Source organism: Saccharicrinis fermentans DSM 9555 = JCM 21142 (genome assembly GCF_000517085.1).
Taxonomy (GTDB): Bacteria; Bacteroidota; Bacteroidia; order Bacteroidales; family Marinilabiliaceae; genus Saccharicrinis; species Saccharicrinis fermentans.
Window position 1 is genome coordinate 2117968 of the sequence record NZ_KI912107.1, and the last position, 21793, is coordinate 2139760.

The window sequence follows — 21793 nt, forward strand, 5'->3', positions numbered from 1 at the left end:
AAATATCAAGAAATCCTTAACTTAACGACATTGCCCGTACGTTAGGAGGCGTAAGAACTTCTTTGCTAGACTATAAGCATAGCGACTGGAAACAATTGTACGATGGGCTTGTAGAATAAATGTAAGAATATTAAAAATAATGAATAAGTCGCTTGCAAATCAATAAGATAATCATACTTTTGTATCGCACACGATATAATCGTGTAGTTGATTTTTAAATTTAATTATCAATAAATGAAATTATTAGACAATTTACAATGGGGTCTAGGGGTAAAAACAAATTTATTCCAGATAATTTCTCGAATACTACTTGGCCTGGCCCTTTTATTTGCAGGAATAAGCCACTTAACATTTAACCGTATGGAGTTTGTAGCTCAGGTTCCCAATTGGGTGCCTCTTTCCACCGATTTGGTAGTTATCCTCTCAGGGATTGCAGAAATAACACTTGGTGCATCATTAATAGCATTAAATAAATGGAAAGCCTTGGTTGGTTGTACTACTGCTATTTTCTTTGTATTAATATTCCCGGGAAATATTGCTCAGTATGTGAATCAAGTGGATGCTTTTGGTCTGGATACGGAACAGGCTAGACTTATCCGCTTGTTTTTTCAACCGATTTTAGTTGCTTGGGCTCTATGGTCAACTGGCGGCTTCAAAGCTTTTATGAATCGTAACAAATCATAATCTTTTAATATCCTTATAATGGAACAGAATTTTTATCAGTTTGAAGCTAAAAGTCTTCAAGGGAAAAATATTAGCATGAATGACTATCGTGGTAAATTAGTTCTTATTGTTAATACAGCGAGTAAATGTGGCTTAACTCCTCAATTCGAAGGACTTGAGAAACTTTATCAGAATTATAAAGATAAAGGTCTTGTAATATTAGGTTTTCCATGCAACCAATTTGCTAACCAAGAGCCAGGTGATGAGAAATCTATATCAGAAGGTTGTCTTATAAATTATGGTGTAACCTTTCCGATGTTCTCGAAGATAGATGTAAATGGTGAAAACGCTCATCCTCTCTATAAGTATCTAAAAAAAGAGTTAAAAGGTACATTACTTAATACCATAAAATGGAACTTTACGAAATTCCTTATTGATACAGAAGGAAACCCCTTAAAAAGGTTTGCGCCAACAACAAAACCTAAAGAGATTAAAAAATACATTCAAAAACTATTACCATAGTAGTGAGTTTAAGTCGCAGGCGACTATATCTTCTTTTATTAACTTTGTAGAGTATTCACTGCGATTTAACTTTTTATAATATGAATTACGAGCGTTTAAAATTAGAGAATCAATTATGTTTTCCCGTATATGCGACATCGCGATTAATAACTAGAGAGTATCAGCCATATTTGGACGAATTAGGCATAACTTATCCTCAGTATTTAGTACTATTGGTGTTATGGGAAACAGACAGTATTTCTGTTAATGACATTGCTAAAAAGCTTATACTTAAGACAAATACTCTTACTCCACTTCTCAAGCGAATGGAACAACTAGGTTTGATTCATCGAACCCGTTCAAAGAACGACGAACGGAAAGTCATTGTTAATCTATCGAGCAAAGGAAGGGAACTAAGAGAGAAAGCTGTTCTAATTCCTGAAAAATTGATTACGCGGTTATCAGATGGACAACTAAGTATTGAGAAATTGATTGAATTAAAAAATAGTCTTACTACCATTATCTCGTTTTTATCAAAATAGATTTGATATAAAAATAATCAATGGATGCTCGTGTTTGCAAGAAATCGCTCGACTTGCGTAGGCACGTGTAGTATCTAAGAACCATACCAGTGAATTACAAGCTTACAGACTACCTAGGATATAAGGCTGCAAATTTATACAACCTTAATAATTTCTTTGAAATCAATAAATAGAAATAAAATAACGCTTATCGTGATTAATTATATTCTAAACGTTGCAGCCAGTTTTTATTGTTTCTTTTCATAAGCGAAATTTCAAGTTCAGGGTATTTATTATTTAATTCCAATAAGTTATAATGTTTATCTTATAAACAAACGAACCGCTTTATCCAACAGAGATATCTTTATTAGACAATTCATCAATAGTTAACTTAATCGTGTGGACTAAAGTATTTGAAGGCTCATATCCAATATGAAGATATTCTATAGAGCCCCGTGTTTCTACACTTGCATTTCCAATGGGAATAGGTTCTTCAAATGAACTCCCATTATTAAGTGACGATATTTTCAAGTTTAAGTTTAGCTCCTTTAAATCGGTAACACTTATTTCATTAGAAAACATACCTACTAACTTAAAATATCGCTTATCCGCTTTTATGTGTATTGTTGCACCTGAATTATCTTGGGTTAGTGTTTGATATAGGTAAGCCATTAAAATAATTTTAGTATTGTTTTTATAATTCTAATCTATAAAAAAAAGGATTCAAGCTTAATTACTGAATCCTTATAATTGTTTCTTTTATCCTTAAGTTAATTAACCATTATTTTCATCTTTTAGCCTATTCATTTCTTCAACAACTTGTTTGGGGTCAAGTATAGGAACCGGAAATTTTGCCCAATCAGTTCCTTTAGTATTAGCTGCTAAAAGCCCTCTGGTTGTACCAATACATACAGCAGCAAGAGATACAATTAAATCATCTTTTATTTTCATAAATCCACCTTCCTCTTCAATAATTGCATTTGATAGATTAGTAACTTTAAATGTTATGGTATTAGAAAAGTTCAAAAAATCTCCTTCATAACCATTAATCATATAATTAATGATTGTACTGAACTTAAATATGTCATTTTCATTATCAATTTTAAATTGGAAACCCATTCCAAATTTAAGATTTTTCCCAAAACTAACCTCCAAATCTGGAGGCAAAGGTTTATAGGAGTATCCTGTTTCTTTAATATCTTGTATGGTAACAGATATATTTTTCATATTACTTATTTAAACTAGGCGTAATAACGCGGTTCACACTCTCCCGTAAAAAGTGTATGAAATTGCATTGGTAGAGAAGTTCTTTTTTCAGAAGACGGCATAGAAAATACTGATTCTGTTACTTCAATTTTCTTTTGTTTTACTTCTGCATTGTCTTGTTTAACTGTTTGCAAAATAGGTTCTCCTAAAACAGCTTCAATTTTTGTTAGTGTTTTCATAGTGAAATTATGTGTTCCGGTCATCCATTTACTAATTTCACTTTCTGTTTTCCCTAAGGCTTTGGCCAAATCCTTTTGCTCTTTACCTTGTTTTTGTAGGATAAAGTGGATTCTATCTACAATATCGAAAGAACGTTCAACAAATAATTCAACGTCTTTTGATATCTTTTTTCTTCTGGATTCTAGTCGTTTGTTTTTTAGCATTCTAGTTTCTGTTATTACAGATTGAATTTTAAATTACCTAATAACTGCTTTTGATAAATGGCTAGTTTACCTTCTCTTACTCTTGTTTTAATAAAACGATCGATGTTTTGTAAAAGTTCAACATGTGTACTAAGTATTGGGTCTTCGTTATAGGTACGAGTAGTTTTTACACCTCCATTTCCAATGATTAAAATTTCTTCGGATATTCTTATTACATAAAGTCGAAGGTTTGAGGTTTCAATTGGAATAGCCCATATCTGGTCATTTGCTCTGGACTCAGGACGGAAATAGCGCTCAAGCGCTCCTGTTTTTCCAATTTTATCCATCCATTTAATGATAATGTCAATGTCTTCATCATATTTACAACCTTCGGGGAACTGATCTAAAAACTTATCTACCTCAGTTTCTTCTCCTTGAAACCGGAGCGTATAGAAATTGATACACTCGTGTTCTTCAAATAGTTCTATGTTTATAATTGACTTCACTTATAAGTTAATTGCAAATTAAGTAAATTTATTTAAAAAAATGATCCATTGGACAACTAATTAACATTTTTCTAATCTTTTTTTAACAATGTTTTCGGATGTTAATACCGAAACAGCTTCTTCCGTGGAGTAAAAACAATACTTCCAGGCTGTTGTATTGGATTCTTTCAAACCTTCTTTACCTGAACATAGTAGTCTTTAATAAATTCCTTTTTGTTCTCGTCAGGTAGTATTTTTAGGAGTTGGGTAGTTTTCATTGATTAACAATTGATATCGATATAATTCAAACCCTGTTCATTTATATGTGACATACACACAAAATAGAAAGGATCATATTTGCCATTCTCTTTTTTGTTAAATTCCTTATCGAGGTCAACAAAACCAATTATGATTTCCAGGGTTAAATCAGAAAGAAACAATGATTATTACCTCAAAGTAAAAAGCGAAGCAAAAAAGCTGAAGGAGCATTCGATGAACGAGCAGTTCCAAGCCAGGTTCGAAGAAGGACTTCGAAAAATTAACGAAAGCCTGAGCAAAAAAGGAGGCGTAAAACGCTTGGGTAAAGTTCATGAACGCATAGGTCGGTCAAAGCAGAAATACCCATCGATACAAAGATATTATAATATTGAAGTCAATACCCTTGCGGAAGAAAAAGGTACAAGGGGCAAGAAGACACAAAAGCATCCACTCGCATCGTCAATAGAATGGTCTGTAAAAGAAAACACTGAAATCAATGCTCGCAGTGGGATATATTTTCTGCGCACTTCACTTGAAAACTATGATGAAGATGTTTTATGGAGTTTTTACAATACCATCCGGGAGATTGAAGCTTCTTTTCGAGTTTTAAAAACCGATCTTGATTTACGCCCAATTTATCACAAAACCGATTCAAGTACAATGGCTCATCTGCACCTTGGGTTGTTGGCATATTGGGTAGTGAATACAATCAGGTATCAACTAAAAAGTAAAGGGATAAACCATGGATGGAAAGAAATCGTCCGCATAATGAATACACAAAAGGCGGTTACAACAACTGCTCAAAACGTAGAGGATCAAACTATTTCAATAAGACGTTGCTCTGAGCCTAACGAAAAAGTAAAACAATTATATGATGCTCTGAAATACAAATATGCTCCCTTTACCCGAAAAAAATCTGTAGTACACAAAATGAAAATCAAAAAAACGCAAGTTGATACAAAACAAGAATCTCCGCCAATTTAGCTGCAATGTGGGTTAAGAACCTTGTGCTTCCCAAGAAAGGCAAATGTAACCAAGAAGAAGCAGAGCAGGAGCGTTAAACCATTTTCAAGAAGCTGCGCAACAAACACAGTGCCATCGAATCAAACATTAACGAGCTGGAGAACAGAGGACTAGATCATTGTCCGGATCACGGATACCACAACTTCAAAAGGTATGTTGGCTTGGCCATTAGCGCCTACAATCTAAGAAAGATTGGTGCCGAATTAATCCATCGAGCACGGAGTAGTTCCAATACAGGCGAACAGAACAAAATAGCAACCTAGTAAAATTCTGAATATGTGTTATTTATACATAAAAAAAAGGAAGAATTATGCCCAATAGTCAACAAAATTGGCTAAATATTATGCGCAGGGTCTTGTTTTGCTATAAAACTCAGCTTTGACACCTAAAATCACCATCATCAACAAAAATAAAGTTCACGTTTGGCGATATTCTACTCGCCTATTTTTGAAAACATGAGTTTTCTTGCCGAGACTAAATATCTTTTGGGGCATCATCAGGACCTTCTACATTTCGCTAAAGGTTAAATTATAAATCAAGTCATTTTGATCCCATAATAATACAGTTCCATTTTTTGTCACCATCATATGCCTTAGGTAAAAATAATTTTCAGCTTCTTCAGATCTGGTCAAAAGATTATTGCTGATACTATACTTATATACCCTTAGATCATTAGCATAAATAAATAGATCATTACCTTGTACACAAAAGTCTATAATTTGAATATTTGAAAATTCATTATTGGGAAGAGTAATATAATCACTCCAGGTAGCACCTTTGTTCACTGAACGCATAATGGTTCTTTCACTAGATATACTTTTAGAACTATACATGATACCTGATTCATCCATTCTAAATAGTCTTTTATAAGACAAAAAATCCCAAGAGTCACCCTTATCTTCGGAATATAGAATATCATCCCATCCGTCCAACTTATATAAGGTTCCATCTGGATGTGCATAAAGCTCATGAATAGCTACATCGTTAAAATAACCTTGCTCTATCAATTGCCAGTCGTTTCCATTATTAACCGACCTATACGTCTCTCCATAAACACTATAGAATAAAACGTCATTATCAACAGATTGCAGATTAATATACGAGCCAGAAATTGTCTTTAAATATTCCCACTTCAAATTATCTGAGAACCGCCATATCTCAGAATATGTTGTACTAACAAATAAGTCACCGTCTTCCTGGACTTCAACTCCTTTAATACCATTAGAAAAAGGAACTTCCGACAACACAGACCAACTGATCCCATGATCATACGAAACATATACGCATGGATCATTTTCTGCAACCAAATATAAGGTTCCATCTTTTGGATCAACAGCAATATCCTCGATATACCTTCCTAAAGGAAAACATGCTAAACCAAAATTCGAAGGATATGATATATTAGAAGAAACAACTAAAGAGTCTCTATAAACATGTTCACTATCGACCAAATAAACATTCATTTTATATATCCCACTTTCGCAATCCCCCTTCCAATAACAATATGTTCTACCAATTGAGTCGGTTAAGCCATAGTCGTATAAAACAGAACCATTAATGGGTTCATATTTAATTTTCACTCGCGGTACAGGTACATTATTCCCATCTGTCACCTCAAACACGATACTGTCTTTTAGCTCTTCGTTGAACACTCCATTTTGACTATCCCCATATACCAGTTTAAGTTTTAATTCGGTATGGATGGTTTGCGGATTATAATCATTATCATCCTGATTGTTTTTGCACGAAGTATATAACAAACACAATATCAAGATAGTACCGACACAAAACACTTTTATACTTTTCATTCGACTTTCATTGGGTTTAATATGGTTACTTCAGAATGGTATTCTTCCTTTTCGGTTTCCTGATTGTAAGAGCTCATCGTCTCATAAGAATTTTTTATGGTCACTATAAAATAGATATTCTGAGCAGACATAAGAGGATAGGGTACTTTTTGAAGATCAATGCTAAAGAATATAGAATTTTCGTAAAACGATTTATTAACTGAAGATTGATAGATATAGCTACTGGTAGATACATTCATAGAATCGGACCAATACACACTACATTCTCCATAAACAAAAGTATCCAGTACCATCTCAACATTGACTATATCATCTTCTCTGCTCACAGAAACAAATTTAGTTTCGATCTTGGGTTGTTCGTAAATAGTAATCTTATTATTAAAAAAGTAAGGGACATCACCTCCTATAATAGGAATGCTATATATCTTTTTAAATCCAAAGCCATCATCCTGAAAAGCTATATTATACGTACCTGGCTCAATATCTTTTATACTGAATCTACCATTTTCATCAGTAACCCCATAGAAGTCGGATTCTCCAACAGTTACCTTTACACTATCTAGATCGTGATATTCATCACCGTAAACGTCTATCAATTCAACAAATCCAAGTAATTCTCCCCTAAGAGAAGGCTTTATCGTTTCATTACTACAGCTTGCTAATCCACAGAATAAGCATAATGTATATATAAGTTTTTGCATTTTAAAATTTTTCTAATGAATGAATAAACTAGTATTCTTCAGCCTCAGATATAGTAAATGAGCCTTTTGAGGACATATCTGTGTTAGCAGTATAATAGACTTTTTTACCTGTTTCAGGATCAAAATAATAAGCTTTAGAGGCAACAGTGTATAATTTAATATACCATTTTGAATTCTCAGGAAATTTCTCGTAATCACTTATTAAGTGAAAATAATCAGATATAAAATAAATATTTTTGAAGAATGAATATTCGTAATGTTGCAAGTCAATATTATCATTTTTACTTAATAACAATAAACACATTGTATTCGTCTCTTCTATTTTTTCATATTCTATTTCAATATTTAAGTTAGAAGAATAATTACCTTTTACACCATTTGTTTTAATATCACCGATAACAATTTTTTCATTCAGAAGCTCATAAAGACTTATAGTGTTTAACTGTACCGGAATAAGCCCTCCAAAAACCTGAACCCCATAATCAATAAATGTCGAGTAACCTTCTTTCGAATAAAACAAATTATAGGTACCAATGGGAATATCATTGAACTCAAACAATCCGGTTGAATCTGTTGTTGTTTCAACATTATAATTTCCTGCCTGTAACTTTACGGTGGCCTTATTCAAAGCGGCAAAAGTATACGACTGGCTGTCTAATGATACAATCGTACCATGAAGGTTTCCGAATTGCTCCTCTTTAATCTCTTTGGTGCACCCTATGGAAAAAAACAAGACAATAGACGAGAGGATTTGATATATAAATTTTATTTTCATTTTAATTTCATTTAATTATTAGAATAACCTACTACATTAGAAGGTGTACCAATACCACCATAGTAGAAGTCATAAAAATCCGGAACCCCGCACACCACACAGTAAAAACTGTCGAGCGCACTTCCATACAATTCGGTTTCAAACTCATTATACTCATTTATAGCAACATACACAACATACGATGAAGTATTGTTTACCGGAGATACTGCAGATGTATCATGAAAATATATAATAATACGCCGATAAAAATTTTCGGTATTTGGACTTTGTTCATTGACAATTCGGCCACTTAAATATAAGCTACCATTTTTATTAGTTATTGCCAGGTCTGAAACAATTGATGTAGAAGGTTGAGCCAAGCTAAAATTACTTAGTTGCCATAAATCTCCACCTAAAAACTGTACCCCTTCAATTTTTCTTGTCACAAAACCTGGTGCTGTGACAAAAATATTATACGATCCTGTTGTGAATTCAGTTATTTCATAATTTCCTACTGAATCAACCTCTGCCATAAATTCCTTATCTGTGTCGGTAAAAGTTATGGCCACATTGGAATAGTCGCTCATTACTTCACCAAATTGAGAAAACAAATTTATTTTACCTTTTACTTTGACTTGCAATTCCAACCTATCAATTTCCTTTTCTGTGCATGAAATCAATGCAAGAGTTAAAGACAGAAACAGTAAGTTTTTATACATTATTTTCATATGTTTATAATTTGTTTCTTAATGGTCATATGGAACTCGCCGTGATAATCATTCTCCTGTGTGAGAGATCACTCTCATGGCTCGTTTCATATGTTTAATTTTATCTTTCAATGCTCATATAGAACTCGCCTAAATGAATCATTCCCTTGTGTGTGAAACAATTCTCATGGCGCACTTTATAGTCCAATAGTATCCTATTTTATTTCTTTAAACTCAACTAATACCTGCCGGTAATTTTCAGGAAATAACGACACAATCACGATGTTGTCTTTCGTCGATAAAACATATTGAGGCCTACCTTTCATCGTATACTCCTCTTCTTGAATCATTTTACTTAGAGAGTATTTCACCAGCTTAATATCATCATAACCTGTTTCGTATCCATACGTGATACCATATATTGCATCTTTAGCTTCCTTAATGCAATAAGAACCATAATTATAATATAAATTACCATAATCTTTTAGCTCTCCCAAATAAGTCATCTTATCATCAGCCGCATAAATAACACCATTATAATGTGTGATGCAGTAACTTCCAAGGTCTGAAATAGCGAATATTTCGGAACTTAATGGATAAGATCCATGCTGCGAATCATTTTTAGAAATAGTTATTTCTCCATCGTCATCCCATTCATAATAAGCCATGCCTGCGGGCATTAGATTGGTTGTTATAGAAATAGCCGCATTTTCACCAGGAATCTTTCTAAATTCCAACTTACTATTTTCTCCAGTTTTACTTACCACATTACCGTTGGTCAAATCAACTACATGGCTACTTTCTCCCCAAACGCTATAATAGTTAGAGTTCAGCATTACCTTATCATTACCCATATACATAATATCGAAAGTTGATAAATTATAGCTTATTTCCTTCAGTAGCGAGAGGTCTTGACTTGAATAAACATATATTTTTCCTACACCATCAACTGCATAAATATTCCCATCCTCTTCCTGATCAACGTCTATAGCAACAATATCAGAAGGAAGATCTTTTTCGAATTCTATTGTCAACTCTTCTAAATCATATTTCAATAATTTTCCTTCGTTTTTACCCCAAAGTATCAATCCTTTTTGGTTCTTTGTAACAAAAGCATCATCAGGAACAAGATCAATTATCTCTCCGTTAGGTTGTTCAACTTTTATTAAATTACTGATACTGTATAGCTCTAAATAATTTCTCACCCGCACAGAATAATATACTTCATCTTTAAATGGAGGAAATAAATCTGTATACGTAATACAGTTTCTATCCTCGATTTGTGCAATTCTTTTTAATCCTATTTCGCCTTGAGAATCGCTACTAATATATATATCATACGATTTAAAATCATCACTTAAACTTGGCTCCCAGCTTAACGCTACGCAACCATATCTTCGTTCTGCTTTTAACAATTGAATTTTTTCTGGAGTTCCATATTGAATACGAAGAACCTTGCTATACTTTATACCATTTGTATTAGTCACATTTATTTGTAGGGTATGTAATCCAAGCGACAAATCATTCTCACTAATATCAAGCATTCCCTCTTCAGACAAAGTCCCTTCAAATAAAACACCATCAATACTACTCGTGATGCTTATTTTTAAATCCTGATTGTTTTCAACATTGGTTCCGTCAATATTAAAACTAACCGTCTCGCTAGGTAAAAAAACATCGCAATCTTTTGGTTCAACCACCTGAACTACAGGAACATTGTCAGGAAGAACAGAAGAGCGTAATTGAAGGTTTAGATAATTCGTTCCATCATTTTTTTCAACTTTTGCTTGGGCACCTCCATATAAAGGATTGTATGCATACACGGTATCTGCTAAATCGAAAGATCCGTTTAGTACGGCTATTCCAAGGTTATTGGTTGTTACAACTTCCTTTTCCGGTTCAACAAACACATATGCACCTTCGATGGGTTCATTGTTGTAACTTACATTAACATATATTCTGTCTGGATCATGTAGAGTTCTTAATTCGTCTTTAGTACAAGAAAATAAGCTTAAGAAACATAAACTAATCAGTAATATTTTACACTTCATGAAAAACTAAATTAGGGATAAGTTAAAAGGGAATTCCTTCATTAAAATTCAAGGAAAATTAATATTTGTGCGTATCATAAAACAACTTTGCAATATAAACGCCACTTGTAAAGTAGGATATTAGGAAGATAGAGCTTGCATATCATTAGTTTGGTTAATCGTTATCTGAGCACGAAAGTATAAAAATGAAATGAAATTGAAAAATGGATCCGTAGGTTCGTTTACAGAGCAGGCATAAAAAAAGCACCCAAGATATTAATCCTAAGTGCTTTTTATCTTTATATTATGTAGTGCCCAGAACAGGACTCGAACCTGCACACCCTTACGAGCATTGGCTCCTGAAGCCAACGTGTCTACCAATTTCACCATCTGGGCAAATGAGTAATCCAACAAAAAATAAGTGCTCACGAAATCCCCCTAAAGGATTAGCGCAAGCAAATTTAACAACAATAATTTATAAGTCCATCCAAAAAACAAACTAAAATCGCACAAAAATAGCTTCCAATACCATCTAATTTGCTTACACGAACCCGTCATCCTACTTATTCTCCTGTTTCAGAAGCACTCTCACGACAAATTTCGTCCAAAGATTTATGATTGCGCTTGGCCACTTTTTCAAAGTCCGACTCAAGCTCATATTTACCCGTCCTTATGCCTTCATAAATACCGCCAATAATGGTTCCTAAAAAATCGCCCAATGCAGCTTTGCGTTCTACAATATAATCTTCCACAGAAATACTCTTATAAAACAAATTCAGTTGATATGCTTTATTGATAGCATCCGTTAGTTGTTGTTGGCTTACCAATTCACCACACAAATGATAGATTCCTGATAGCAAATCATCATTTGTAAGAAGCTTAAAGTACGCGTATGCAAGTTCATCTCTTGAAGTATAACCACACTTACCATCAGCTGCACAATTAATTATTCCACCCTTTTTTTTATAAACATCCACATATTCCAGGTCGGGCTCTATATAAATTCCATTTCTTCCTATAGCCCATTGCATGCCTGAATTTTTCACATCCTCCTCGGTTTGGCGATTGCTAGCCACAATGGGGCTAAAAGCATTCCCCTTCTCGGCACCAATAATACTGGTATAAACAATTTTTTTAACACCATTTTGCTTGGCAGCCTCAATCACATTACGATGTTGACCAACTCGTTTATCCGGATGATCCATGCCCGACACCAACAAAACAGCATCAACCCCCTTAAGAGCCATCAAAAAATCTTCTTTATTGTTATAATCACCCTTCCTAATTTCAACACCCAAAGTACTTGCTTTCTCGGGCGTACGAGCTATACCAATCACATTCTCCGCTCCTATTTCAACTACTAATCTTTTAACAATGGCAGCACCTAAATTTCCGCTTGCTGCAGTAACCGCTATCTTCATCATAATTTAATATTTTAATTTTAACGAAGGTAGGTGTTTGTACACCTAAAAGAAAGGTTAATTTACGCCAAACTAAGGTAAAAATGGAAGATAAAAAAGATCATTATTGCACTGTCATCATATCCTCTGCCCGTTTAACCCGAATGATACATTAGAACATCTCAATAGATTTTCTAATGCATTTTTCGGGATTAACTCAAATACTAACACAACGCTTAACAATGGCATCCACATGAATCCTTGTCGTATTCAGAAAAGGAAGATCCAAATACTTTTCGTGCTTAAACATCAAAGGAAACTCGGTACAGCCTAAAATGACTGCATCAATATTATGCTTCTCTTTTAAATCCGATACGATCCCCAATATTTCATCTTTGGTTTCATCTTTAAAAACACCCAGTTCCAATTCCTTAAATAGTTTGGAGTTTATCCATTCTATTTGTGCATTATCAGGAACAATGATCTCAATGTTTCGTCGCAGGAAATTTTGCTTATAAAAGTCACTCTGCATCGTAAATTTTGTTCCCAACAAAGCACAACGTTTTGCTCCAATCGCTTGTGCTTTCTCAGCGCATACCTCCACAATACTAATCAAAGGTAAATCAACTTTAGCTTGAATTTCCTGAAACAACAGATGCGGTGTATTGGCACTTAACACAGCAAAATTGGCTCCAGCACTTTTAATTTTATGCAAACACTGTATCAAATATTCGGACGCTTCGGTATATTTTTCATCCTGAAGTAAGCCAATAAATTTTGCCATCGTTACACTATAGACCACAATCTCAGGATAATTCAGACTACCATCACCATTCATCTTATCAAAAGCTTTGATTATTTCCTTATAATAATCAACGGTAGCCTCTGGTCCCAATCCTCCTAATATTCCAATTGTTTTCATTCGCTTTTCAATTAACACAACTATTTAAACACTCTCACTTGCAATAACTTATCCATTACAAAAAATTAGTATTTGATCCTGTTTAATATGGCCTTTCCATTTAATATTTGTTCAGAAAGCGATTTGATGGTTTCTGTTTTTGCAATCTCAAAAAATCCGTCACGTACAACTTTGTATTTATCATGCAAAGGACAAGGATTATCATTATGACATTCCTTTAAGCCAAATCCACACTTATGAAAACTAGCATCACCCTCAATCACATGTATTACTTTATACAAGGTAAGATCCGACTGATAATCATTAAAAAAGAATCCACCACCACGACCTTTCATGGAATCCATCAACTTATTTTTTGTAAGTATTTGGAGTATTTTAGCCGTATAAGCTTCCGGAGCTTCAATCTCTTTTGCTATTTCTCCCACTCCCGGTCTTTTTTCTTCCCAATTTCTCAATTGCACAAAAACCAAAGCCCTGATGGCATACTCGGTACTTTTCGACAACATAACTTATTCGTTTATTAATTCTCGCTCCAAATTTAACGCTTTCTTAAATAGAATGTTGTTTTCTAAATGAATATGTCGATGTAAATCATTTTCAAAATCCTTCAAGGTTTGATAACTTACCCTATATGTACTACATCCATCTGCAGGACAAGTATAGGAAGATGTTAGTTTAGCAATCTTTTCAAAACGTTCCCCTTCACTTTCATGTTCTGCCTGCATCACTTCAATGGCACTTTTCCCTTTATCGAAAACTACTACACCACTAATACCTTCCTTTTTATATTTTACCATTTTCCGTATATAAGGAAAAAGAATAAGTTCCTCTTTTTTCATATGGGCACTTAAATTTACCGCAGTCGCATCAAACAGTTCTCTAATTTCAAAAAGCTCAGGATGTCTTTCTCCATGTACATCACATAGCTTCTGCAACTTCTGTTGAATAAAAGGAATATTCTCGGTTACATAGGCATGGTGTCTTTTCTCTATATAATCACAGAGCACATCCAATTCCAATCCGTCGATATACGCTGAATCAGGATCCTTTTGTGCGATCAATGCTTCTAATTCAGGAAGCAGCTGACTAACATCTACCTTTGATCTTTCACAGGCTTCCTTCAAACTAATGCCACCTCCACAGCAAAAATCAATATTATTTTTATCAAATAATTGAGCCGTTTTAAAATTCGCTTTAACAATTTCTCCAACGCTTGTTTTTTCATTTACATTCATGATATCATCTTTTATTTTTTACAAAGATATCATTTTTTTATAAAAGGACATGTATATCTTTTTATAAAAAATGATATCTTTGCCAGCATTCAACCCAACTCATATGTTAAAACCTCTTCTTGCGTATTGAAATAGCACAAAGAAAGCTTTACGGAAATAAAGCGCGACACCTTTAGGTGAATGAAAGTAAAGCAAGGCCGTTTTTTAATTAGATGCAATTTCATTGTAGAACAGATTTTCTAATACATGGGCTGGTATAACCTAAACACAAAAGTCATGAATACAAAAAAACTTTGGATTGGATTTACACTTGTAATGGTCATCTCCTTTGGAGTATTAGGGTATTATGGAAGGGAAATTTATCGTCAAGCCCCTCCTATACCCGAAAAAGTAGTGACAAGTAATGGTACCGTTTTATTCACCGGACAAAACATTAGAGATGGACAAAACATTTGGCAGTCCATGGGAGGACAAGAAGTAGGCACAATATGGGGGCATGGAGCATACCAGGCTCCAGACTGGACCGCAGATTGGTTACATAAAGAAGCAGTATATCTGTTGAATCGCTTTGCTCAGATAGAGTTCTCCTGTGACTATAAAGATTTAAATGAAGAAGAGCAAGCCATGCTACAGGTGAGACTTCAAAAGGAAATGCGCACCAATAGCTACGATAAGCATACCCAAACCCTGCACATCTCAGCACTCCGGGCAGAGGCTATCAAAGCAGTGAGCAGTCATTATGCAGGTTTATTTATGGATGACGAAAAGCTTGCTGATTTGCGCGAGGCCTATGCTATTCCGGCCAATAGCATCAAAGACAAAGATCGCATGTTCAAAATGAACACTTTTTTTTTCTGGGCTACGTGGGCCACGGTAACAGAACGTCCGGGACAAGAAGTTACCTATACCAATAATTGGCCGGCGGAAAAACTAGTTGGTAATGTACCCACAGGTTCTTTACATCTATGGACAGGGTTTAGTGTCATTATTTTATTACTTGGCATAGGATTGTTAGCTTGGTATTATGCCACCCGAAGAGAAGAACACGAAGAAGGTGCAAACGTTCCTGCAGTGAATCCTTTATCAGGCATCAAACAAACACCATCCATGAAAGCCACCCTGAAATATTTTTGGGTAGTAACGGCTCTTATTCTTGTGCAAATTATGATGGGGGTCATTACTGCGCATTATGGAGTGGAAGGAAACGGATTTTATGGATTACCACTGGCTGATATACTCCCCTACTCTATCTCACGCACATGGCACATTCAACTAGCCATATTCTGGATAGCTACCTCATGGTTGGCCACTGGTTTGTTTATTGCTCCTGCCGTATCGGGTAAGGAACCTAAATTTCAAAAGCTGGGTGTTGATATACTATTTGTCGCACTATTGGTGATTGTACTGGGTTCATTAGCCGGACAATGGATGGGAATTATGCAAAAATTAGGTCTATCCGAAAATTTTTGGTTTGGTCATCAGGGCTACGAGTATGTGGATTTAGGTCGTTTTTGGCAAATATTTCTTTTCCTGGGTTTATTTATCTGGCTTTTTCTAATGGGAAGAGCATTGTTACCTGCACTAAAAGAGCACAATGAGAACCGTCATTTACTATGGATGTTTTTAATTGCTTCCATTGCCATTGCAGCTTTTTATGGTGCTGGTTTAATGTGGGGACAACAAACACACCTGGCTATTGCTGAATATTGGCGCTGGTGGGTAGTACATTTGTGGGTTGAAGGATTTTTTGAAGTCTTTGCCACTGTAGCTATTGCCTTTTTATTTGTACGTATGCAATTATTAAAAGCCAGCGTAGCCACATCAAGTGTACTTTTCTCCACCATTATTTTCTTGTCAGGTGGAATACTCGGAACGTTTCATCATTTATATTTCTCAGGAACCCCCACTTCAGTGTTGGCATTGGGTGCCACATTTAGCGCATTAGAAGTAGCTCCACTGGTATTTATGGGATTCGAAGCTTATCACAACTTAAAACTCAGTCGTGTAAAAGAATGGGTAAGCGCCTACAAATGGCCCATTTATTTTTTCATTGCAGTAGCATTTTGGAATTTATTAGGTGCCGGTATCTTCGGGTTCTTAATCAATCCTCCTATTGCACTATACTATATGCAAGGATTGAATACAACGCCTGTTCATGGACATACGGCCATGTTTGGTGTATACGGGTTCCTGGGCATTGGTCTAATGCTTTTTGTACTGAGAGATATGGATATTACATTAAAATGGAAAGAAAAACCAATAAAAATAGCCTTTTGGGCAATGAATATCGGACTACTATTGATGGTATTAATCAGTGTATTGCCGGTTGGCTTGGCACAAACAGTAGCTAGTGTAAAATACGGCCTATGGTATGCACGCTCTGCCGAATTTTTAGGTACGCCTGCCATGGAAACCTTGCGATGGCTTAGAGCTATTGGAGATACTATTTTTGCAATTGGGGCCGTATATTTAGCCTATTTTATCTTTGGTTTAAAAGGAGGATGGTCTCTGACGAAATAGCTGACCCATAAAATTATTAAAAGCAAAACTTACAACTACAAAAAAAGGCTGGCCTGCATTACGCAAGTCAGCCTTATATTTTATGATATAAAATCATCAACAACGAAGCTATCCACCTTAAAGAACAGGCATGCTACATCAAATATTTTCAAGTAAAATATTCCCCATCTCCCATCAAATCACTACCACTGAAGCATTTTCACACCTTGTTCAAAAACAATATCACGTGGTATACCAGCTTCAGCAATCTTATCCAAATCTGCTTGTAATTCAGGTTGAATAAAACCAAGTTCCTGGATCATCTTTTGCGCTTTGGCATAATCACCATCTCCTTGCAACACCAATATCTCTCTCGAGAGCTCAATCATCGCTATGCGCATCTTATCAAAATCCACTTTGTATTTTCCACTGGCTTCATCCTTGGTAAATGCTCCTTTATCTTTAAAATAATTAAAACGGATCATATTGGCTTTTCCGTGCGAACTAGATGCTCCAAAACGAATAGATCGGAACAAACCGGCCATAAATGTCACATAGTTATCCATCAACACCTGATCTTCACCCAGCTCGTTCATTTGTGTCAACATATCCACCATATACAAACCTAAAATATCAGCTTTTCCTTCTTCAATGGCCGTTGATGTCTCTTTCAAGGCCTCACGAACAGTACCCGAACCATTCAAGGTATTCTTAATTCCCAAACCGTGCGCTACCTCATGAAACATGGTATTCTCAAAAAAAGCGTCAAAAGTCACGTTATTTTGTTGTTCATCAACAATCAGCAACTCACTAATGGGCAGTAAGATCTTATCAAACTTAGCTCTCATAGAGTTCTTCAATTGTATCTTACGGCTTCCTTTTTGCAAATGTACTTTAGGATCGTTAGGCAAATTAATGGCAATTGTTTTACTACCTGCATTACAATCGCCACCATAATAAACCACATCATAAGCTCCTAAATCGGAATCACATCCTGGAATTTCTGCTTTATATTTAGCATCCACTGGCAGTTCCTTTTGAAGCTTAGGCAATAAAGATGCAAAATGCGCCAGCTTTTCCGACCATTCCATATCTTTAATCAAGATATATGCTTCAAAGGATGTTTTTGCACCCAAAAGAGCATCTTCATAGTTTTCTATAGGCCCCACCACAAAGTCTATCTGATTATTCTTCATACTCATCCAAGCCAAATCACTCTCAAAGTACTCGCTATTTAATAATGCTTTCGCTCTTTTCTCCAAATAATCTTTAAAACCATCATCCTCAGCCAAGACTGCTGCTTGTTTAAGCAAGTCTGCTGCTTTTTTCAACGCTCCGGCATAGGCCACGTGATAGGGGATTACTTTCAGTTTTCCCTCACCATCTCTTTCAATAATCGTATACTGACTATTTTTTGCCTCATCTTCCAAAGCTTCAAATTCCTCCTTGGTCATATCATGTGGATAAAATTGCGCACCCGCTGGCTTCTTACCAATTCCTTCAATGAAAGAGGAATTTCCATTCAGCCGTTCCCATGGACCATAATTAATTTCCAGGTACTTTTTGACATACGGGTCATCCACCCTCGACATCAAAGCTTGCTTATCTCCCCATGCTTGTTGCCAGAAAAGATCATCCATAACTTGAGCCGCTTCAAACAAGAGAGGTAACATTTTTTTTGATTGACAGATAAGGAAGAAACGTCAGCTGTAAGTTTAAACGAAGCAAACTCTTCCACTTTCTCCTTTACATTTGGGATAGATGCTGCATATTTGGTTTCCTCAGCCTCAGGACACTGACAAGAAAACAAAAAAACACCCAACCCGAATAGATACAAATAATTCTTCATTTTTTCTATATTTTGTTATTGGATACTATTGACAGCAAATATAGTTAATTTTAACCGGGCTCCACACTGAATTTTATCCACTTTCAGGCAGCCCCCTCTATTAAAACAGGGGCAACCATAAAATCACTATAAAAAAAACACCTCATCAAAGAATAAAAATGTTCTTTCATTAAAAACGGATACTCATTAAACCAAACACATTTCTACCGGGAGCAAAAATAGGACCAGATGTTCCATGTACCGAACGACTTAAATGTTCATAATAGTTTTCATTAAACAAGTTATTCACTCCCGCACTCACTTGAATAGAATGAGAAATCGTATATGAAAGTTTTACGTCTAGCAATGAAAACGAAGGTGTTTTAGTTTCTCCAAATTCATTAGACACACGCGATTGCTCCATCACGTGACGAAAACTAAGTTCTGGTTGCAATTTTTCACTAAAATAATCACCTCGCAATAAATACCTAAAATCAAGAGGTGCTATTTCAGGCAAAGGCTCTTCTCTTTTTAAATCCTGGGCATAAGTATAGGCAATACCTAACTGATGCTGTAATCCAGCTCCAAGGCGCTGCGTCCAGTTAATTTCAAATCCGGTTTTAAATGCCTTATCAATATTTACAAAACGACGCACACCTGGACTCGTAGCTAATTGTGCCGTTAAATTAGTATCAATAACTGATGAAATAAAATCCTGCATATACGACGCAAAAACATCCAAGTTAAATACAGATTTTCCAGTGAGCCATTGCACGGTCATATCCAATTGATTATTCACCTCCGCATCTAACTGAGGGTTACCCAACATCTCATAAGGATCTTGACCCACAGAAAAATAGTTGATAAAACGCTCAGTCAGTCCTCCACTACGCTGTGCCCTACCTAGCCAAAGTCCAACCGTAGTCGACTGATTTAATTTTCGAGATGCGCCCACACTAAAGCTTGGATTCACTTGTAGCTGATTCACATCGCCATATACTTGAGTAAATTCATCACTACCATCATTTACTTTAGCACTATTCACCTCGATCCTTCCCGAGAAAACAAAATGATATTGACCTGTCTGCAAGTGATACTCCCCAAAAAAACCATTTTTTGCAATATAACTATCCTGCCAGGCATTATCTTCAAATGACTTTCCGGCATTGGATCCCATCAAAAACTCACGGGTACGTGTTCCTTCAGCTCCTTCTACACGCCAGTCGGCACCAGCAAACAGACTCCCTTTTGCAAAGCTCCACACTCCCTCTGTACGCGCACCATAATTATACGTACTAGCCGGTGTTCTTGCGTTCATCATACGTGGTTCAATTTTTTTAAGAAGATTATCCATCAGGTGATCCACAAAAGAGGCAAAGACAGTCGTATTCCATGACTTTAGCTTTGTATTATCCATACGAATCGTATGTCGCGCATTCATTATCCAGGTATCATCCTTTCTAAGATCCATACCCAAGGCGGGAAAATCCACATCCCGGGCCCTATTGTATATGGCAGAAACGTTCAATTCCTGAGTATTACCAAGCTTAAGCCCTATATTCGTTCCAAAGCTAGCTCTTTCAAAGTCTGACTGAACCGTCTGATTATTTCCTGTTTCGTAATCACCACCTTGGGTCCAGGCACCAAAAAGACTAATATCATAGCTTTCTCCTCTAAAGCCAATTTGCGCCTCACTGGTTAATACAGAACCATTACTTTGATAACCGGATGACAAACGCCCGTAAGCATCATTTTGTCGGGTAAATCTAAGCTTAGAAGGTACCAAATTCACGGTTCCTCCGAAGCCTGTTCCATACCGTAATGCATGCGGACCTTTCAACACCTCTATCCTATCTATCATATTAGGAGCCATTTGGCTAGTTGGAGGATCCATTCTATTGGGACAAGCGGCCGTGGTACTTTGCACCCCATTTAAAACAATATTAAGCTGATCATATTTAAAACCTCTAAAAACAGGATCAAAACCATAGTTCCCACTTTTTCGAATACTGTTTAACATGGGTGTTTGATTTAAAATACCTGCGGCATCGTGCGCCATTCGATCGTGATATTCAAGTTTGATACCTAACGAGGGTGTTTGTTTGGAGCGAACCGCCAAAATCGTTACCGGAAAAATACGCACCGATATACTTTTTCGATATCCATATCCCTTTTTAGCCAGGACCTGGAGCTGTTGATCAGTCCATATCCACTCACCATAGTTAATATGAGAAAATTGCATACCAATACCATCCTTTCGCTCATATTCGACTATTCCATTCGAATCAGAAATCCCTGCTTGTGTTCCATATGTATACGTAGCTCCTTTTATGGGTAGAAAACTCTCCTCATCCAACAACCTAATCTGCTGTTGCCCATAGCTAACTATTATATTAGTCAATAACAAGATAGCCATCAACCAATAGACTAATATTCTTTTAAAATTCATAAGGTGATTTTAAGATGGGTTATACTTACATAGTAAACATAATACTCTACAGCCTATACAATTGTACACGCCCACAAATACACTCAAAACCTATGTAGTGGCTGCAAGAAAACGACTGTTTTTTCTGTCTTTGATAAGAAACGAGCATGAATTTTAGCATTCTAAAATACACACAGAAGAATGATTAAAATTCATCGGGAGTTCCATATGACCATTGAAAGACAAATTATAATCATATGAAAGCTTCAAAGACAAGGCTTTCGATATTTTTGAAACCAAGGAGTTTACTGATTGTAAATGACTGTTTCAAAAATGAGAATAACGCAGTATTTGAAGTCTTCTTGCAAAGACTATGTACTGAGCTAACAATACATCACGATA

The 21793-nt window shown here is 35.6% G+C and carries 20 protein-coding genes, 1 tRNA gene and 1 pseudogene; 5 read left to right on the forward strand and 17 right to left on the reverse strand.

Translation table 11 applies throughout. The features are described from left to right. Positions 1-234 precede the first annotated feature (234 nt). From CYTFE_RS0108305 to CYTFE_RS0108315, 3 genes are all read left to right on the forward strand, one after another. Entirely contained in the window at positions 235-684 is a 450-nt protein-coding gene (locus CYTFE_RS0108305) for a DoxX family protein (protein WP_044214409.1), read from the forward strand. Positions 685-702: 18 nt separating this feature from the next. Beyond that, on the forward strand, positions 703-1185 hold the full coding sequence (locus tag CYTFE_RS0108310) for a glutathione peroxidase (RefSeq protein ID WP_027471434.1): 483 nt from the start codon (positions 703-705) through the stop codon (positions 1183-1185). A 170-nt stretch (positions 1186-1355) separates the two neighbouring features. After that, positions 1356-1706, forward strand: coding sequence for a MarR family winged helix-turn-helix transcriptional regulator (locus CYTFE_RS0108315; protein WP_244880316.1), 351 nt, complete (start codon positions 1356-1358; stop codon positions 1704-1706). 324 nt (positions 1707-2030) lie between these two features. Here CYTFE_RS0108315 and CYTFE_RS0108320 read toward each other — a convergent pair whose 3' ends face one another. The 4 genes from CYTFE_RS0108320 to CYTFE_RS25645 form a co-directional block, all read right to left on the reverse strand. Further along, the gene (locus tag CYTFE_RS0108320) at positions 2031-2357 is read right to left on the reverse strand and encodes a hypothetical protein (RefSeq protein ID WP_027471436.1); all 327 of its coding nucleotides are present in this window, start codon (positions 2355-2357) and stop codon (positions 2031-2033) included. A gap of 102 nt (positions 2358-2459) precedes the next feature. Continuing rightward, positions 2460-2912, reverse strand: a complete 453-nt coding sequence (locus CYTFE_RS0108325; protein WP_027471437.1) for a hypothetical protein — start codon at positions 2910-2912, stop codon at positions 2460-2462. Positions 2913-2926: 14 nt separating this feature from the next. Further along, on the reverse strand, positions 2927-3334 hold the full coding sequence (locus CYTFE_RS29375; protein WP_081735947.1) for a helix-turn-helix domain-containing protein: 408 nt from the start codon (positions 3332-3334) through the stop codon (positions 2927-2929). Between the two features lie 14 nt (positions 3335-3348). After that, positions 3349-3819, reverse strand: coding sequence for a hypothetical protein (locus CYTFE_RS25645; RefSeq protein ID WP_052343088.1), 471 nt, complete (start codon positions 3817-3819; stop codon positions 3349-3351). A gap of 390 nt (positions 3820-4209) precedes the next feature. Between CYTFE_RS25645 and CYTFE_RS25650 the strand changes: the two are divergent. Further along, positions 4210-5040, forward strand: a pseudogene (locus CYTFE_RS25650) (IS1634 family transposase); the annotation flags it as partial. A gap of 545 nt (positions 5041-5585) precedes the next feature. On the opposite strand, the gene CYTFE_RS0108350 reads toward CYTFE_RS25650, so the two are convergent. The 10 genes from CYTFE_RS0108350 to ric form a co-directional block, all read right to left on the reverse strand. After that, positions 5586-6887, reverse strand: coding sequence for a beta propeller repeat protein (locus CYTFE_RS0108350; RefSeq protein ID WP_027471438.1), 1302 nt, complete (start codon positions 6885-6887; stop codon positions 5586-5588). Continuing rightward, a complete protein-coding gene (locus tag CYTFE_RS0108355; RefSeq protein ID WP_027471439.1) occupies positions 6884-7588 on the reverse strand; it encodes a peptidase associated/transthyretin-like domain-containing protein in 705 nt (234 codons plus the stop codon). The genes CYTFE_RS0108350 and CYTFE_RS0108355 overlap by 4 nt, the downstream gene beginning before the upstream one ends. Positions 7589-7616: 28 nt before the next feature. Beyond that, positions 7617-8363 carry a carboxypeptidase-like regulatory domain-containing protein gene (locus tag CYTFE_RS0108360; protein ID WP_027471440.1) on the reverse strand — a complete coding sequence of 249 codons (747 nt, stop codon included), beginning with the start codon at positions 8361-8363 and terminating at the stop codon, positions 7617-7619. 11 nt (positions 8364-8374) lie between these two features. Beyond that, complete coding sequence (locus CYTFE_RS0108365) at positions 8375-9070, reverse strand: carboxypeptidase-like regulatory domain-containing protein (RefSeq protein ID WP_027471441.1); 696 nt, start codon at positions 9068-9070, stop codon at positions 8375-8377. A gap of 194 nt (positions 9071-9264) precedes the next feature. Further along, the gene (locus CYTFE_RS0108370) at positions 9265-11100 is read right to left on the reverse strand and encodes a fibronectin type III domain-containing protein (RefSeq protein ID WP_027471442.1); all 1836 of its coding nucleotides are present in this window, start codon (positions 11098-11100) and stop codon (positions 9265-9267) included. 291 nt (positions 11101-11391) lie between these two features. Continuing rightward, positions 11392-11475: transfer RNA gene (locus CYTFE_RS0108375), tRNA-Leu, on the reverse strand. Positions 11476-11642: 167 nt separating this feature from the next. Further along, the gene (locus tag CYTFE_RS0108380; protein ID WP_200871456.1) at positions 11643-12503 is read right to left on the reverse strand and encodes an NAD(P)H-binding protein; all 861 of its coding nucleotides are present in this window, start codon (positions 12501-12503) and stop codon (positions 11643-11645) included. Between the two features lie 193 nt (positions 12504-12696). Continuing rightward, complete coding sequence (locus CYTFE_RS0108385) at positions 12697-13401, reverse strand: aspartate/glutamate racemase family protein (protein ID WP_027471444.1); 705 nt, start codon at positions 13399-13401, stop codon at positions 12697-12699. 65 nt (positions 13402-13466) lie between these two features. After that, positions 13467-13907, reverse strand: coding sequence for an RrF2 family transcriptional regulator (locus CYTFE_RS0108390; protein WP_027471445.1), 441 nt, complete (start codon positions 13905-13907; stop codon positions 13467-13469). Between the two features lie 3 nt (positions 13908-13910). Then, a complete protein-coding gene (ric, locus tag CYTFE_RS0108395) occupies positions 13911-14636 on the reverse strand; it encodes an iron-sulfur cluster repair di-iron protein (RefSeq protein WP_027471446.1) in 726 nt (241 codons plus the stop codon). A gap of 276 nt (positions 14637-14912) precedes the next feature. On the opposite strand from ric, the gene CYTFE_RS0108400 reads away from it, so the two are divergent. Further along, positions 14913-17156 (forward strand): nitric-oxide reductase large subunit, encoded by a 2244-nt coding sequence (locus CYTFE_RS0108400; protein ID WP_027471447.1) that lies wholly within the window; start codon positions 14913-14915, stop codon positions 17154-17156. Positions 17157-17338: 182 nt separating this feature from the next. Here CYTFE_RS0108400 and CYTFE_RS25655 read toward each other — a convergent pair whose 3' ends face one another. From CYTFE_RS25655 to CYTFE_RS0108415, 3 genes are all read right to left on the reverse strand, one after another. Next, entirely contained in the window at positions 17339-18775 is a 1437-nt protein-coding gene (locus tag CYTFE_RS25655) for a dipeptidyl-peptidase 3 family protein (RefSeq protein ID WP_235208343.1), read from the reverse strand. Beyond that, a complete protein-coding gene (locus CYTFE_RS31070) occupies positions 18727-18984 on the reverse strand; it encodes a hypothetical protein (RefSeq protein WP_235208342.1) in 258 nt (85 codons plus the stop codon). The genes CYTFE_RS25655 and CYTFE_RS31070 overlap by 49 nt, the downstream gene beginning before the upstream one ends. A gap of 169 nt (positions 18985-19153) precedes the next feature. Next, on the reverse strand, positions 19154-21412 hold the full coding sequence (locus tag CYTFE_RS0108415; protein ID WP_027471448.1) for a TonB-dependent receptor domain-containing protein: 2259 nt from the start codon (positions 21410-21412) through the stop codon (positions 19154-19156). Between the last annotated feature and the right edge of the window lie 381 nt (positions 21413-21793).